Annotated in this window: 7 protein-coding genes; all 7 read left to right on the forward strand. The window is 38.1% G+C overall.

Going from position 1 to position 15,626, the window contains the following annotated elements; all coding sequences use genetic code 11:
* The first annotated feature begins 17 nt into the window (after positions 1-17).
* The 7 genes from G4P69_RS11665 (at position 18) to G4P69_RS11695 (ending at position 15,595) form a co-directional block, all read left to right on the forward strand.
* Entirely contained in the window at positions 18-3,596 is a 3,579-nt protein-coding gene (locus G4P69_RS11665) for an acetate and sugar kinases/Hsc70/actin family protein (RefSeq protein ID WP_208349911.1), read from the forward strand.
* 37 nt (positions 3,597-3,633) lie between these two features.
* Positions 3,634-4,836 carry a hypothetical protein gene (locus tag G4P69_RS11670; RefSeq protein ID WP_208344975.1) on the forward strand — a complete coding sequence of 401 codons (1,203 nt, stop codon included), beginning with the start codon at positions 3,634-3,636 and terminating at the stop codon, positions 4,834-4,836.
* A gap of 360 nt (positions 4,837-5,196) precedes the next feature.
* Positions 5,197-6,618, forward strand: coding sequence for an effector-associated domain EAD1-containing protein (locus tag G4P69_RS11675; protein ID WP_208344974.1), 1,422 nt, complete (start codon positions 5,197-5,199; stop codon positions 6,616-6,618).
* Complete coding sequence (locus G4P69_RS11680) at positions 6,600-7,595, forward strand: AAA family ATPase (RefSeq protein ID WP_208344973.1); 996 nt, start codon at positions 6,600-6,602, stop codon at positions 7,593-7,595. Before G4P69_RS11675 ends, G4P69_RS11680 begins: the two co-directional genes overlap by 19 nt.
* Positions 7,592-8,920 (forward strand): hypothetical protein, encoded by a 1,329-nt coding sequence (locus G4P69_RS11685; RefSeq protein WP_208344972.1) that lies wholly within the window; start codon positions 7,592-7,594, stop codon positions 8,918-8,920. Before G4P69_RS11680 ends, G4P69_RS11685 begins: the two co-directional genes overlap by 4 nt.
* The gene (locus G4P69_RS11690; RefSeq protein ID WP_208349917.1) at positions 8,917-12,204 is read left to right on the forward strand and encodes a P-loop NTPase family protein; all 3,288 of its coding nucleotides are present in this window, start codon (positions 8,917-8,919) and stop codon (positions 12,202-12,204) included. Before G4P69_RS11685 ends, G4P69_RS11690 begins: the two co-directional genes overlap by 4 nt.
* An 88-nt stretch (positions 12,205-12,292) precedes the next feature.
* A complete protein-coding gene (locus G4P69_RS11695; RefSeq protein ID WP_208349922.1) occupies positions 12,293-15,595 on the forward strand; it encodes an Hsp70 family protein in 3,303 nt (1,100 codons plus the stop codon).
* Positions 15,596-15,626: the final 31 nt, after the last annotated feature.

Raw genomic sequence — 15,626 nt, forward strand, 5'->3', positions numbered from 1 at the left:
CTCTAAGAAAAATAGAAATGCCTGTTGAAATTCGGGTTAAAGCTCAATACCAGTTACGAACGAAAAAGAATAACCCTCTTGTTTTGGAACTGCCAATAATTGAACTTGCTGCCAAAGGGAAGAATACACCTTACATTTCTTGTGTCACCTACTTTATGAAGGGAACGCCAGAAGAACTAGCAACCGAGATTAAAAAAGCTTACAGAGACTTTGAAGCAGCAGAACTAAAACCCCTTAATGATCCATGGCGATTAAATGAAGGTTTTTGTAAGCTTAATCAACCTTTGATAAAACCAGTCGATTGTACTTTGCAGGTTGTAGTCAAGTATTTTGATTCCGACGCTGCTGGCAATCCGCTGCTGTCTGAACTAAAGCAGGAGGGAAAGTGCGATCTTTATTTAACCTGGGAGGCGATAGTATCCGAATTAACACAGCAAATATTAGCACTCAAAGCTGAATTAAACGAAGTACCCGTCTTGTTGCAGCAAGTATCAGCACAAAAATCTCAATTAAACCCACCCTCATCTCAATCAACATCACTCAAGGAAAATACAATGAATTCTGAGGAATTAAAGCAAAAAAATATCAATGGAATGAATTCTGAGGAATTAAAGCCAAACAATGGCAATGGAAAGCAAAAACCATTTCCTGGTTGGTTAGCTATAGATTTTGGCACATCTAATTCCACTGTGACACTGTTTGATCCAATTGAAGTACTAATTGCAGAACTTCTGCCCAAAGAACAACAGACGCGGTTGCTCAGTCGCCTAGCAGCATGGTTGGGTTCATCTGCAACTGTTGCTTTACCAGATGTCAACCCTAGCGAGTGGGAAAAGTTTATTGGTGAGATTAGCAAAAATTTGAGAATAGAATCTAGTCAGTTGCATGAAGTTTTTCAAGGTGAGAGCCAACAGCGATGTTTAGAAGCTATTTGCCAAATCGAACTATGTTTAGGCAGGAATGAGCAGTTTCGTAGATCTGTCAGCAAAAAGCTTTCCAAAATATATCACGAAGTGTTCCGCGTACCAACCCTAGAATCCCAAAATCTGATTCCGGTTCTTCTCGATCTGGACAAGCGCAGTGTCGAAATTCCTAGCGAGTTGGAAATTATAAATCTGAATCCTTTAAAGGTAAGGATGGGTACAGAAGCAAAGAGGAACAGAGACAAAGCGATATCTCAAAGTACAAGCAATTCCTCAAAAGAAATTATTAGCAGGTTTCATCATTCACCCAAACGCTACTTTGGTCAAGAACTAGACTTTTCAGTGACTGTAGATGGACAACAAGAAAAACAAAACATTAAAGTCAAAGATTTGCTTCAAGCTGCTTGGGGGCATCTGATCGAGTTAACCGACAACTACCGCAAACATCCAAGTCGTAAATTTTCTCAAGGGGAGTTTCAAATGGCGGTAGTCACTTACCCAACAGTCGCACCACCACTTGTTCGCAAGCAGGTGAAGCAGCTTGTCAGAGACTTTGGCATTAGGAATGTGCAAACCGCCTACGACGAAGCTGTAGCTGTGGTCATGTTTTTTCTCTGGAGAGAATTTGGTGGCTATTTAAATATCGGTATCGAATCCTTTAAAACTCGTTGTCGTCGAGAAGATCACAATTGGTCACAAAACGTCCTCGTTTTGGATATTGGTGGGGGAACAACTGACTTAGCTTTAATTAAACTGACTTTAGAAGATATAACTCCCTCATTTAAGGATAGTAAAGATCGAGGTCTTGGGGGAAGATATTATGAAATAACTCCTAAATTGCTGGGCTCTTCTGGTCATTTACAATTGGGTGGAGAATTAATTACTCTGCGAATGTTTCGATTGCTGAAGGTGGCAATAGTTGACTGTTTGCTGAGTGCGATCGCCACAAGTAAGTTGCAAAGTGACAAACTCAAGGATTTAATTCCTAATCTCAACGAGCGCTTTCTCGAAAAAGATAAATACAAGCAAGGCTCACTTTTAAAATGTATAGATAAACAATACCCAGAACGTGAATCTGCTGCTTACAAAGATGCACTAGATACAGCAGAGCAAGTGTTACCCACCCGTTGGAAAGATGCTCCGCACCGCTTGCAAACCTTTTATACTCTCTGGGATTATGCTGAGGCTGCCAAACTTCAACTAGGAAAAAAACGGCCAGATGATAGTTCTCCCTTAACCTTTACTCTCTCTGAGCAGGACATTTCCGAACTACTCAGGCAAACTGGAATTGAATACATCCAAAACGAACAAAACTTTAATAACTTTTCCGTGATCCTCAAAAGCGAGCAACTTGAACGGGCGGCATTTTCAGTGATTACAGAAGCAATTGGCATTGCGTCAGGACTGATGAAAAGTCGTTTAACTAGAGAGGATAATACTGAAGATAATGATGACACAAAAAAAGAAAAAGTTGATTGGTTGATTTTATCTGGCAAAACTTGCAATCTCGACATAGTTCAACGGGAAATCAACCAAGAATTTAGCAAATCCGATCACTTCGTGTGGAATCCAGAGCGTATTACCTTTGCACCAGAATTTACCAAGCTAGCTACTTCTGCGGGAGCTTGTTACGCTGAAAAGATGAGACAATTGAAATTCAGTCCGGAAGAAGCGAAACCATTGCTACGTAAGGGAGCTAATCAGCTGCGGATTAATGTTCAAAACTTGTTTTATTATCTGCCATGTAACTTTAAACGTAAAACCCAAACTAGTGAAGATTTCTTAGAGATATTTAAAGCTGGACAAGAACTTTATCAAATCTCTCCCAGTGACACAGTAGCAAAGGTTCGTAATGATTGGTTAGGAATCCAGTTGAGCAACATTATTTACCGTCAAGACTACGAGGGTGGGCAATTACAACTTTGGGGTAGCTTCGATGGTAACAATTTATGGGAAGAACTCAAAAAATCGCAACCAGAACTGAACGAAAAAGCGTTTGAAGAGATAATTCGAATTCAGTTTGAAATTGACTCAATGCTGAATATCAGTATTCTAATTTGTCGAAAAGAACCTCATTATTTAATTGACGATAATAATGATAATGTCATTGATTTGACAAAAGCAATAACAGCAAATCATACAAGTACAGATATATCAACATTATTTTCTTCCGAAAAATTGAATCATCAGGATATTGCTGTTAATGTGTTAGAGTCAAACGCTGCGAATCAGCAAAATGCATATCATCCGGTCTTTGAAGTTCCCAAGGATAATGAAGTTGCCAAGGATAATACTGAGTTCAAAAAGAAAAAGTTTCACTATAGCAGCGACAGCAAGCAGCCGCCAGTAAACGGTTTAATTAGTAAACCTTTACCTGATTTTCCAGAAAGCGGTAAGCATACGTTTTATGTCCGTGATCCGCAAACACAGGAGCAAAAATGGCTGAGAATTGGTGAACTGAGCAAACCCGGTATGACTCCAGATTTCCCTTGCCAATATCGTGTGAGTCTCGATGAAAAAAGCCTGCTCCGATTGCACGTTGGTGAAGTTCCATATTGGGAATCAAATACTCCAGAATGCCTTTTAGAAGAGGGACAGGTTTTTCGCACTGAATTAGATTTGCAACCTAATGAAGTTGATAAAGAGCGCGACCCGTTTTCAGGCATACATTAACAATACATTAAAAAAGGTAAAACTGGAGACGATATTTATGCAGCACCTACACAAGCTTTTGGCAAAAAAAGATTCTGCGATCGCTTGGTTTTTACGGTCTAGATTCCAGGAAATAGAGGCTTTTTTAAAGGAAGCTCCAGCAATATTATCACAAGACCCAGGAGCCGAGATATGCTGTGAGGTGCTGCAAGAACTCGAAAGCCTTTTACAACTATCTTCTTTTGATAGCGCCACTAACCAAAGCCAGAATATAGTGGTAAGCGCAAAAGAAGATTCTTTTTTGGAAGATACACAATCAATCACATCACCTCCTAGTAGTTTGCCTGATTCTACATTCACTAACGAGTTAAAATTAAGCCATCTCCGGGATGCTTTTAATTCTGACAAAGACCTGATTAAATATTTGGGTGATTTCCAACTTCGTAGTCAGACAGATCCAGAGTTATGGAACGAAATTCAACATAAACTATTACGACTTCCAAAGGAAATGGCTAAATCTTGGAGAGAACGTGCTTCGGAACTAGCTAAAGAAGCTGAAGCTGAAATAGATGAATCAAATATTCTACAACTTCACTTCACAGATAATCAAGATATTTACCCCGGACTTAAAGGAACTATCCAGGCCAAGGGCTTATCCTTATCTAACAATGTACCCTTAGATTCGCAAATTTTACAAGAAAATGAATATGCGCGTTTGTCTGAGGATCTGAAATTGCTAGCAAGCTTAGTATCTATTTGTATATCTTCTATTAATATAGAACCAGATTTGCACCATGCTTTAGAAACTGTATATAAATTTGATACTATGCCTTTGGATTCAAATCCAGAACAGCGCCATAAGTATATTGAAACTCTCAAAGAACGCTTTCTACGTACACTAAAAGCTGAAGAATGTGGAGAGCCAGTAACGGTTTTAAAGGCTTGGATAAACGTAGATGAAGCAATACATTCTCTTGTGTTTGTCCCACCTGCTGATTCTGACTCTTCGTCGAGCGAATTACAGAAACGAACACGACGCATACTTATTGAGAAAGTTAAAAAAGTAAAGGATAAAGGTCATGATGTGCGAATTCAAGAATTATCAGGAGTTTATGCTGACATACACAAATTATCTTCGGATTATGATTTACCATTGAAAGTTGGGGGTATTCCAGGAGAGGTACAGGCGTGTCTACGAGTATATGCTCGCATCGACAAGGAAGTGTTTCCGGGGAGAGTCATATACCGCTCATTAAAGTAGGGAAAATCAACAATTCATCAAGAGGCTTGCTTTGAAGCATACGACGCATTTAATAGAGCCAAAAAAGATGGAGGTGAAGCTAAATTCAAGTCTTGTATAGCAACAAGCCAAACTATCCAATTCAAGGTAGGCAATTTCAAGAATGGTACTTGGTATTGCAGTAAAACCAAAGGATTGAAGTTTACCGCATTTGGTCAATCTGTACCGCTACATTTTTCCTGGACAAAACTGGACAATCAAGCGCCAAGCCGCTCCAACTTTTAAGAGTGAAACATTGGACAATTTACAACTCAAATAGGATTGCTATAGAAATCTTAGTTACAAAAGTATTATTAACTGATAATTATTAACCGCTTGTATATGGGAAAATTTGAACTAAATGGTACTGAAAAGAAATTACTCGTAGAAGGTTTGTGTAAGGCATTAGGAAATGAATATAAATTTGAAGAATTTGTAACCTATGAACTGGACAAAAATATTAATGAAATAAAACGTCCTAATACTACTTTAAATATGATAGCCTTGGATTTAGTTAATGACGCAAATAATAAAGAATATGTTCAAGACCTGATGAGCAAAGCGCATGAGTATGTTCCTGGAAATCAAACACTAAAATTTGCTTATACTGCTATTACCTTAAAGCATATACTTAAGTCTTACGAGCCACAATATCTTTCACAAATGCAACAATCTTATTCTTTGATCTGTTGTTCTAAAAAAAATTCGAAAACTTCTGATAACGAACATTCAAAACATTCATTTCCTGAGACTCTTGAAAAAATATTTGATGAGCTTTTCAAATTAGAACAGTTAGATAGGCTTTCAGAGTTTTTCTCTGATTTTTATCAGAAATTAAAAAATACTAATTTTACTGAAATCAAGGAATTGGAAAAAATAATTCAGATTTTTCCTGATTTATTGATTCAGCGAGAAAATAACCATAACAAATCTAAATTAGATGCAGATGCACGAGAAGTATACAAGCACTTACTTAATCTAGATTTTTGGGAACAAGTAAAATCATTTCGAAAATTTGTAGACGAGTATTCAGTAGGAGTTTGCATAATTCATGGCGAACAAGGTTATGGACAAGAATGGCTATTAAACAGGTTAGTACTGTTAATTACTCAATATCAACAAGTGAATAAAATTCCGATTGATATAAATATAAAGACTTATTCTTATAATACTTCTAATATTATTGAGCGCGTTTGGCACAAACTAGGTGAAAAATATGGGATTAAAGATAAAGATATGATAAAAGGGGAGCAGAAAGCAGAGAAAATTATCGAAGCTATGTGTAATAATTTGAAATATGAAAGTGTAATTATCATTATTAAGGAAGTAAATAAACACCTGCAAGACGAGATAAAAAAGCTCATTGAACAAATATGGAAACCACTAACTAAAAAAGTATGTAATTCTTATAGTTGTTCACATCAGCATAAGCTATTGCTGTTTGTAGTTGATTTAGAAGGCAGTGTAGAGCAATGGAATATTCCCCATGATAATTTTTATGAAAATAACTATGAGCCTCATTTAATACTAAAATTACCAAAAATTCAAAAAATATCTTGTAACATTTTGAAGGAATGGGTGAACCATAAAATCGATGATTTACCAAAAAAATTGAGAGATAGAATTGACAATGACAAAAACGTTGACGAGATTCTAGCGAAAGAATGTCACGGTGGTGTACCTCTGTCAGTACTACAATATATATGCAAAGAATGGGGGTATGACTGGTATCATTTGGAGGGTCTATGGCTGAACAACAACTAATATACACATACACAGGTACAGTTAACCCAAAACCTGGTGATAAGGATGACGATGGACAATTCTTGTATCCTTATATACCCAGTCCTGAACTAGTAAAAGTGGTTAACCTAGCTATCCATCTACAACGACCCCTTCTCCTAAAAGGAGAGCCTGGATGTGGAAAAACAAAATTAGCTCGCGCTGTGGCTTATGAACTCAATCTGGATTACAAAGAGTGGAATATAAAATCCACTAGTCGGGCGAAAGATGGTCTGTATACTTATGATGCAGTGGGACGCTTGCGAGATGCTCAATTACTTAGTGCAAATCGCTTATCAAAACCTGAGAGGGACAATACTATAAAAAAGTTTGAAAATCCCAGTGATTATGTAAAATACGGTTCGTTAGGAGAAGCCATCAACAATAAACAGAAGCGGACAGTACTGCTAATTGACGAAATCGATAAGGCTGATATTGACTTTCCTAATGATCTATTAATAGAACTTGATAAATTTAAATTTGAGATAGAAGAAACTGGAGAAAAAATTACTGCTAAGTATCCACCTATTATTTTTATTACTAGTAATGATGAAAAAGCTTTGTCAGACGCATTTTTGCGACGATGTTTGTTTCATTACATGGAGTTTCCTAAACCAGAGAGGTTAAAAGAAATTATTAATGCTCATCTCGAACATGAAAAAAAAATAAATGAACAAGAAAAATTGCAATCTAACAATTTGTTAGAAGAAATTGTCAATAAATTCTCACACTTACGCGAGGAAATGGAGAAAAAGAACGGAAAATCTGGCAAAAAAGTCAGTACTAGTGAATTGTTAGATTGGGTTAAAGCTATCATCTATGAAATCGATAAGGATAAGAATAAGAATAAGGAAGTATCAAGGTTGTTTGATCAAGAGTTGCATCCTGGTGTCTTGTTAAAATCCTGGGAGGACTACCAAAATTTCGCAAAGCTAATAAAATTGGAAGGCAATTCGTGAGTAAGAAAATTGCCTCGCAGACTCAAGAAGCTCAAGCAGAAGAATTGCCACTGCTTGAGTTATTTATAAAGTTGCGTGAGGCTGGGTTACGTATAGGTATTGATGAATATAAACTACTACAAAAAGCTTTGCAAGCAGGTTTTGGTACTGACCGTCCTTCCCTCAAGCGTTTATGTCAAGCAATATGGGTAAAGTCATTTGAGGATCAGCGTTCATACGACCTTCTCTTTGAAGAACTAGTACCTACTTTAGAAACCCCAAGTCCTACTTCATCTGTTGAAAATAAGCAATCATCTTCTATTACAAAATCCCAAACACTCATTGCTCCTAGTGAGTCTAAATCTCCAGCAATACCAGAATCTGTAGATAACAAACCTGAGCAAGTATCGTCGCCTTTAAAACAAGCAACACCAGAACCGAGAAATAACAAGCCTGACCAACCAATCTCGCCCACCGCAAATGCAGATGACTCGCTAGCCCAAGCAAGACCGGATGGAAACGAGACGGAATCAAGCAATGTTTACTCCAGCACTGATAGCCCTGAATTAACTTGGTCTAGCTTTGATTTGGGGTCAAAATTAAAAACTGAAACTGAAACTGAAACTGAAACTGAAGATGAGAAAGTAGGAGTTAATCTCTTATCAATGGAAAGCTTCATGTTAACAGGAGAATACTTTCCAGTCACAGGGCGACAGATGAAACAAAGCTGGCGTTACCTAAGGCGTCCAGTGCGTCAAGGACTACCAGTAGAGTTAGATTTAGAAGCTACAGTTAAGCAAATTGGGTACCAAGGTATGTTACTAGATCTGGTACTAGTACCTCCCCGTGTGAATCAAGCTGAGTTATTTTTATTACTCGATCAAGATGGTTCAATGGTGCCATTTCATCTACTATCCCGTCAGCTAGCAGAAACGCTTTTACATGGAGGACGCATAAAAGAAGCAGGTATCTACTATTTTCAAAATTGTCCAGTTCAATATCTCTATTGTGACCGTTACCGCCAAGAAGCCGAATCAATAGAAGAGTTTCTTCTTCCACTACGCACTGAACGTTCATCAGTTTTAATTTTTAGTGATGCAGGTGCAGCTAGGGGAGGATACAGCCAGAAAAGAATTGACTTAACTAAAAATTTTCTTGATAAATTGAAAGGTAAGATACGTTATATAGCTTGGCTAAACCCTATGCCGAAAGAGTCTTGGAAAGACACAACAGCAGAACAGATCAACAGAATTGTTCCAATGTTTGAATTTAGTCGCCGAGGACTTCTAGATGCGATCGGTGTACTAAGAGGACGCCCTACAAATTTTGAAGGACGGACGATATGAGTACTGAAATTGCTCAACGACGTATTGAGTCTTTTCATGGGCGCTTTGGAGACAAAATCCTGTTTTTAGCTTATCATGCTGCTTTTCCCATAGCACTCACACCGGATTTACTTTATCGCATCTGGGCAAACTTTCAGCAAGATGTTCATGGTAAAGCGTTGGAGATTCCTTGGATAGCAGTAGCAAACTTGTTACTGTCTACTTTAGTTGATGAGGTTGGATATGAACTTTACGAGATGGATAGAGCAGTACGCAGTTTACTGCTGAAAAAATTAGAAGAATCTCCAAGATTTGGGCAGCAGCGCATAAAAGAATTGTCGTATTTTTTGCAAGCTTACATAGAGCAAACATTTAAAAGTCAGGATCCCTATGAACGCAGCTTTGCTGAAGCCCAACAAGTCACAGCAAGAGCTTTTGTAGCGCCAGGTAGAGTAGCCCGTGAACTTGCTTCAAAACTCAGCGAGTACAACGAACAAAAGCAGGACAAATATGAGCTACTACGACTGACATCTTTAATAGAAAGCTTAAAAGAACCTTTAAAAGATTATAAGGCTCTTTTTATTTACTCTCATGGAATGGTTAATTCGGTTCTTAATGATAAGAATTTGGCAATATCTGAATTCAAAAAATTGTCAAAAATAGAAAGCCCTTCACAAAAAGAATCATTAATCGTACGTATTCTTCAGCTTCAAAAGCCACTCCCAAAAGAAGTTAAGTTTGAATATTCTACACTAGCAAACCTATACAAATACAAAGAGTATGGCGAGGCTGTACTCCGAGAAATAAACTCGTTACCTAAAAATTCATCCTCACCAAATGAGGTTTTAGACAACCGCGAACTTCAAGAGTGTCTCAAAAACCTTGAGGACGCTGCCAATAAAACCGTGGAACTTGCGTCCTCCTCTGTGAAAATCGCCATCATGGGAGAATTTAGTAGTGGTAAAACCTTGCTGGTTGGTAGTCTCATTGGCTACGCAGATGCTTTACCACTCAGTGAACTACCTACCACAGGCAACGTCACAGCCATCCACTTAGTTCAGCAAGAGGGCTTCAAAACCACAGAGTTTGATAACTTTACTGTAGAGTATCTTTCTCACGAAAAGGTGAAAGAATGCGTAGGCTTTATGTTAGACGAAGCAAGGAAACGGGGACAAGCATCAGAACTTCCACCTTTCCCTAAAGTAAATTCAACAACATTGAATGAGGAAACTCTCAATCTTTACGAAAAATGGTGTGAGTCAGCATGGAATCAGACTCAAAACACAGATCTACTTTCTCTGCTGCGAGAGTTAGTCATTTTTATTCGTGCTTGTGTTTCCTATGGGGGTTCTTTGTGTGGTGAGAGTCTCACAATTACTCACACTACTGCTCGTGAGGGTTTAGAGTTAACCAGTATATCACCAGTAAAACAATCTCTCAAATTTGAAGATATACCTGAAGTTGCAAAGCTATCTGTGAATAAAAATCAACCTTCACCAGAGTTATTACAAAACAGCTTTTCACTGATACGGCGAGTAAATATTTATGTCAAAATCTCCAAAGAAATTTGGAATCTCGGAACAACACAAGATGCAGCAAAGTTTATTATCCTAGATTTTCCGGGATTGGGGGCAGCAGATTCGGGAGTCAGAGATACGTTTGTGTCACTACAAGAATTAGAAAAAGTGCAGACGATTCTCATCTTACTGAATGGGAAAAGACCAGGAAGTGATAACGCCAATAAAATCGTCAACATGATTAGGCAAAAAAGACCCACACAAAACCTCAAAGATTTTATTCTAGTGGGAGTGGGTCGATTTAATGAACTTCCCATAGAAGAACAAAAACTCAACCAACTGATTGATAATTCTGCCAACAATCCCTTAACAGAAAAGAGTATTTACCAAGAACTTCCTGTTTTAAGAACTATCATTGACCAAGCCTCAGCATTTACAAGCAAACCAGATCGCATCGTTTTGTTAGACCAATTGATAGGTCTGGCAAATTTAGCACAAGTTTCCCCTTCAGTGAAAGTAGGCTCTCAAGAGTTTTTAGCTAAATTGGGAGATCAAAATGATATTTCTCTACAACAGTCTAAACGGATGCGTGACAAGTGGCAAAGCATAGGCGAGCGTCTTTTAACAACAGACCCACACAGTTCTCTTGGTCAACAGCTTCGTTACTTTGCATACGATGGCGGTATTGGTAAACTACAAGAGTTGATATTTAACCACGTAGCTGCTCACAGTCTGAAGCAATTATGTGATGAGACCACTAGCGCTGCCAAGAAATTGCATAAACAACAAAATGACCTGAAAACGATATTATCAAACTTAGGTATATCTTTAGAAGAAAGTCCAGCTTTGAGTGAATTGCGCTCCTCTATTGGAAAAATGAAAAGCACCTACAATAGCTTCAAAAATAATTTAGCAAAAGAGACGCTCAAAGACGCAAGAGGAATTCCTATTAACGAGGTCATCAAAGATGAAGTTACTTATAGAATCCTTGACTGGAAGCAGTGGAATTTGTTGTTCAAACAAGCACAAAATGGCATAATCGTACTTCCAGCTACAAAGGAAGATAAGGACAATTCATTTGCTCGAAAAAGGAAGGCTATTGATAACATCCCTACAAGGAGCGATGACTTTTATGATGTATTTGAACAGACTGTTAATCAGCTACAAAACTTTGCTCGTGATTGTATTCAATCAGCAATCATTAACTTGTTAAACAATTTTTCAAATGAATTATCTAGAGAAATTCAATACATTCAAGGAATTTTTAGTGAAGCAATGGAAACAGAAATAGAGAACAAAATTGGTGAAGAAGAAGCTGAGATATTTTCTGTAGTGTATAGAGCTTACAACCCGGAAAAATGGCAAGCATATATTACGGAACAAACTTTTAAAGACGAGAACTCTATTGAGACAAAAACAATATTTCCCCTAGCACTTAAAGATGAAAACCACGAAAGTGGTCAAATTTTTGATTGGGATATAGAGTGTAGGCAAAATAGTTCTAATTCTGATCGAAAGCACCTAATTCAAATACTGCGTCTACGAGATAAGTTCACTACTAGCCTTAGTCTACATCTAAGCGAATATGTAAGCCAAATCAAGAAGAAAGTTGATTTGCCGATTTTAAATATATTAAATTCATTGGCTCCTGAATTAGATCTCTTGCTAAGAAACGAAAAATTACTAAGATACATCGCTGGGGAAAAACAAGAAATTCATGAAGCTGATTCTGTATCGCCTGTTCTCTCGAAAATTGCCTTAATTCCTGCTCCTGAAACTTCTAGTTGAGGAAAGGGAGAATAGTTAGTGATTGACAACCGCAAATTCATAATTTCCAGATATTAAAACTTAAACTCTATCTTTGAGAACAATAGAAATGCCTGTTGAAATTCGGGTTATAGATCAATTACAGTTACGAACGAAAAAGAATAACCCTCTTGTTTTGGAACTGCCAATAATTGAACTTGCTGCCAAAGGGAGGAATACACCTTACATTTCTGGTGTCACCTACTTTATAAAGGGAACGCCAGAAGAACTAGCAACCGAGATTAAAAAAGCTTACAAAGACTTTGAAACAGCAAAACTAGAACCCCTTAATTATCCATGGCGATTAAATCAAGGTTCTTGTAAGCTTAATCAACCTTTGATAAAGCCAGTCGATTGTACTTTGCAGGTTGTAGTCAAGTATTTTGATTCCGACGCTGCTGGCAACCCACTGCTGTCTCAACTAAAGCAGATTGAGGGAAAGTGCCATCTTTATCTTTATTTAAACGAAAAACCGTATCCCGGTTGGTTAGCTATAGATCTAGGCACATCTTATTCCACTGTGACACTGTTTGATCCAATTGGAGAACCAATTCCAGAACTTTTGCCCAAAGAACAACAGACGCATTTGCTTCAAAGTTTAGCAGAATGGTTGGGTTCATCTGCAAGTGTTGCTTTACCAGATCCAGATGTCAACCCTAGCGAGTGGGAAAAGTTTATTGGTGACATTAGCAAAAATTTGGGAATAGAATCAAGTCAGTTGCATGAAGTTTTTCAAGGTGACAGCCAACAGAGATCTTTAGAAGCTATTCGCCAAATCGAACTGTGTTTAGGCAGAAGTGAGCGGTTTCGTAGATCTGTCAGCAAAAAGCTTTACCAAATATATCATCAGGTGTTCCGCGTATTTACCCTAGAGTCGCAAAAGCTGATTCCGGTTCTTCTCGATCTGGACAAGCGCAGTCAAGAAATTCCTAGCGAGTTGGAAATTATAAGTCTGAATCCTTTAGAGGTAACGATGGGTGAAAAAGCAAAGAGGAACAAAAACAAAGCGATATCTCAAAGTACAAGTAATTCCTCAAAAGAAATTATTAGCAGGTTTCATCATTCACCCAAACGCTACTTTGGTCAAGAACGGGAATTCTTAGTGACTGTAGATGGACAACAAAAAAAAATTACAGTCAACGAGTTGATCCAAGCTACCTGGGGGCATTTAATTAAGCTAACCGATGAGTACCGCAAAAATTCAAGTCGTAAATTTTCTGAAGGAGAGTTCCAGACGGCGGTAGTCACTTACCCAACAATAGCACCACCACTTGTTCGCAAGCAGGTAAAGCAGCTTGTCGAACCCCTTGGCATTAGGAATGTGCAAACTGTTGACGAAGCTACTGCCATAGTAATATTCTACCTTTTGCGAGAGTTTTGGGATGGTCTCAATATCGATATGGAGTACTTCAAGACCCGTTGTCGCCGAGAAGGTGGCAATTGGTCACAAAACGTCCTCGTTTTGGATATTGGTGGGGGAACAACTGACTTAGCTTTAATTAAACTGACTTTAGAAGATATAACTCCCTCATTTAAGGATAGTAAAGATCGAGGTCTTGGGGGAAGATATTATGAAATAACTCCTAAATTGCTGGGCTCTTCTGGTCATTTACAATTGGGTGGAGAATTAATTACTCTGCGAATGTTTCGATTGCTGAAGGTGGCAATAGTTGACTGTTTGCTGAGTGCGATCGCCACAGGTAAGTTGCAAAGTGACAAACTCAAGGATTTAATTCCTAATCTCAACGAGCGCTTTCTCGAAAAAGATAAATACAAGCAAGGCTCACTTTTAAAATGTATAGATAAACAATACCCAGAACGTGAATCTGCTGCTTACAAAGATGCACTAGATACAGCAGAGCAAGTGTTACCCACCCGTTGGAAAGATGCTCCGCAACGCTTGCAAACCTTTTATACTCTCTGGGATCATGCTGAAGACGCCAAACTCAAACTAGGAAAAAAACTACCAGAGAATAGTTCTCCCTTAACCTTCACTCTCTCTGAGCAGCAAATTTCCGAACTACTCAGGCAAACTGGAATTGAATACATCCAAAAGGAACAAAACTTTAATAACTTTTCCGTCACCCTTAACAGCGAGCAACTTGACCGGGCGGCATTTTCAGTGATTACAGAAGTAATCGGCATTGCGTCAGGACTAATGAAAAGTCGTTTGAGTAGAGAGGATAATACTGATGATAATGATAGCACAAAAAAAGAAAAAGTTGATTGGTTGATTTTATCTAGCAGAACTTGCAATCTTGACATAGTTCAGCGGGAAATCAACCAAGAATTTAGCAAATCCGATCACTTCGTGTGGAATCCAGAGCGTATTGCCTTTGCACCAGAATTTGCCAAGCTAGCTACTTCAGTAGGAGCTTGCTACGTCGAAAGGATGAGACAATTGCAATTCAGCAGCCTGGAAAAAGCTAAATCACTGCTACGTCAGGGAGCTAATCAGCTACGGATTAATGTTCAAAACTTGTCTTATTATCTGCCCTGTAACTTTAAACGTAAAACCCAAACTAGTGAAGATTTCTTAGAGATATTTAAAGCTGGACAAGAACTTTATCAAATCTCTCCCAATGATCAGGTAGCAAAGGTTCGTAATAATTGGTTAGAAATCCAGTCGAGCAACATTATTTACCGTCAAGACTACGAGCATGGGCAACTACAACTTTGGGGTAGCTTCGATGGTAACAATCTGTTCAAAGAACTCCAGCAGTGGCAACCCGATCTGAGCGAAAAAGCTTTTGAAACGATAATTCAAATTCAGTTTGAAATTGACTTAATGCTGAATATCAGCATTCTAATTTGTCGAAAAGAACCTCATTATTTAATTGACGATAATAATGATAATATCATGGAAGCAATTAATTTAAGCAGAGAAACACAAGCACTGTTTTCTTTAGAAAAATTGAATCATGGGGATATTGCTGTTAATGTGGATCAGCCAACTGCTTATCATTTAGTCTTTGCGGCTACCAAGGGTAATACTCAGTTCAAAAAGTTTCACTATAGCAGCGACAGCAACCAACCGCCAGTAAACGGTTTAATTAGTAAGCCTTTACCCGATTTTCCAAGAAACAGTAAGCACACGTTTTATATCCGTGATACCCAAACACAAGACCACAAATGGGTTAGAATTGGTGAACTGAGCAAACCGGATATGATTCCAGAATTCCCTTGCCAATATCGTGTGAGTCTTGATGAAAGAGGTATGCTCCGATTGCATGTGGGTGAAGTTCCATATTGGGAATGCAAATCAAATACTCCAGAATGCCTTTTAGAAGAGGGACGGGTTTTTCGCACTGAATTAGATTTGCAACCTAATGAAGTTGATAAAGAGCGCGATCCATTTTCAGGCATACATTAACAAAGGTAAAAATTTGGCGGTATTGAGGTAT

Source organism: Aetokthonos hydrillicola CCALA 1050, from assembly GCF_017591665.1.
Taxonomy (GTDB): Bacteria; Cyanobacteriota; Cyanobacteriia; order Cyanobacteriales; family Nostocaceae; genus Aetokthonos; species Aetokthonos hydrillicola.

Bases quoted from the DNA above. Each gene is read 5' to 3' on its own strand.
- G4P69_RS11680 (WP_208344973.1), top strand. From the start codon at position 6,600: ATGGCTGAACAACAACTAATATACACATACACAGGTACAGTTAACCCA.
- G4P69_RS11665 (WP_208349911.1), top strand. From the start codon at position 18: ATGCCTGTTGAAATTCGGGTTAAAGCTCAATACCAGTTACGAACGAAA.
- G4P69_RS11670 (WP_208344975.1), top strand. From the start codon at position 3,634: ATGCAGCACCTACACAAGCTTTTGGCAAAAAAAGATTCTGCGATCGCT.
- G4P69_RS11695 (WP_208349922.1), top strand. From the start codon at position 12,293: ATGCCTGTTGAAATTCGGGTTATAGATCAATTACAGTTACGAACGAAA.
- G4P69_RS11690 (WP_208349917.1), top strand. From the start codon at position 8,917: ATGAGTACTGAAATTGCTCAACGACGTATTGAGTCTTTTCATGGGCGC.
- G4P69_RS11675 (WP_208344974.1), top strand. From the start codon at position 5,197: ATGGGAAAATTTGAACTAAATGGTACTGAAAAGAAATTACTCGTAGAA.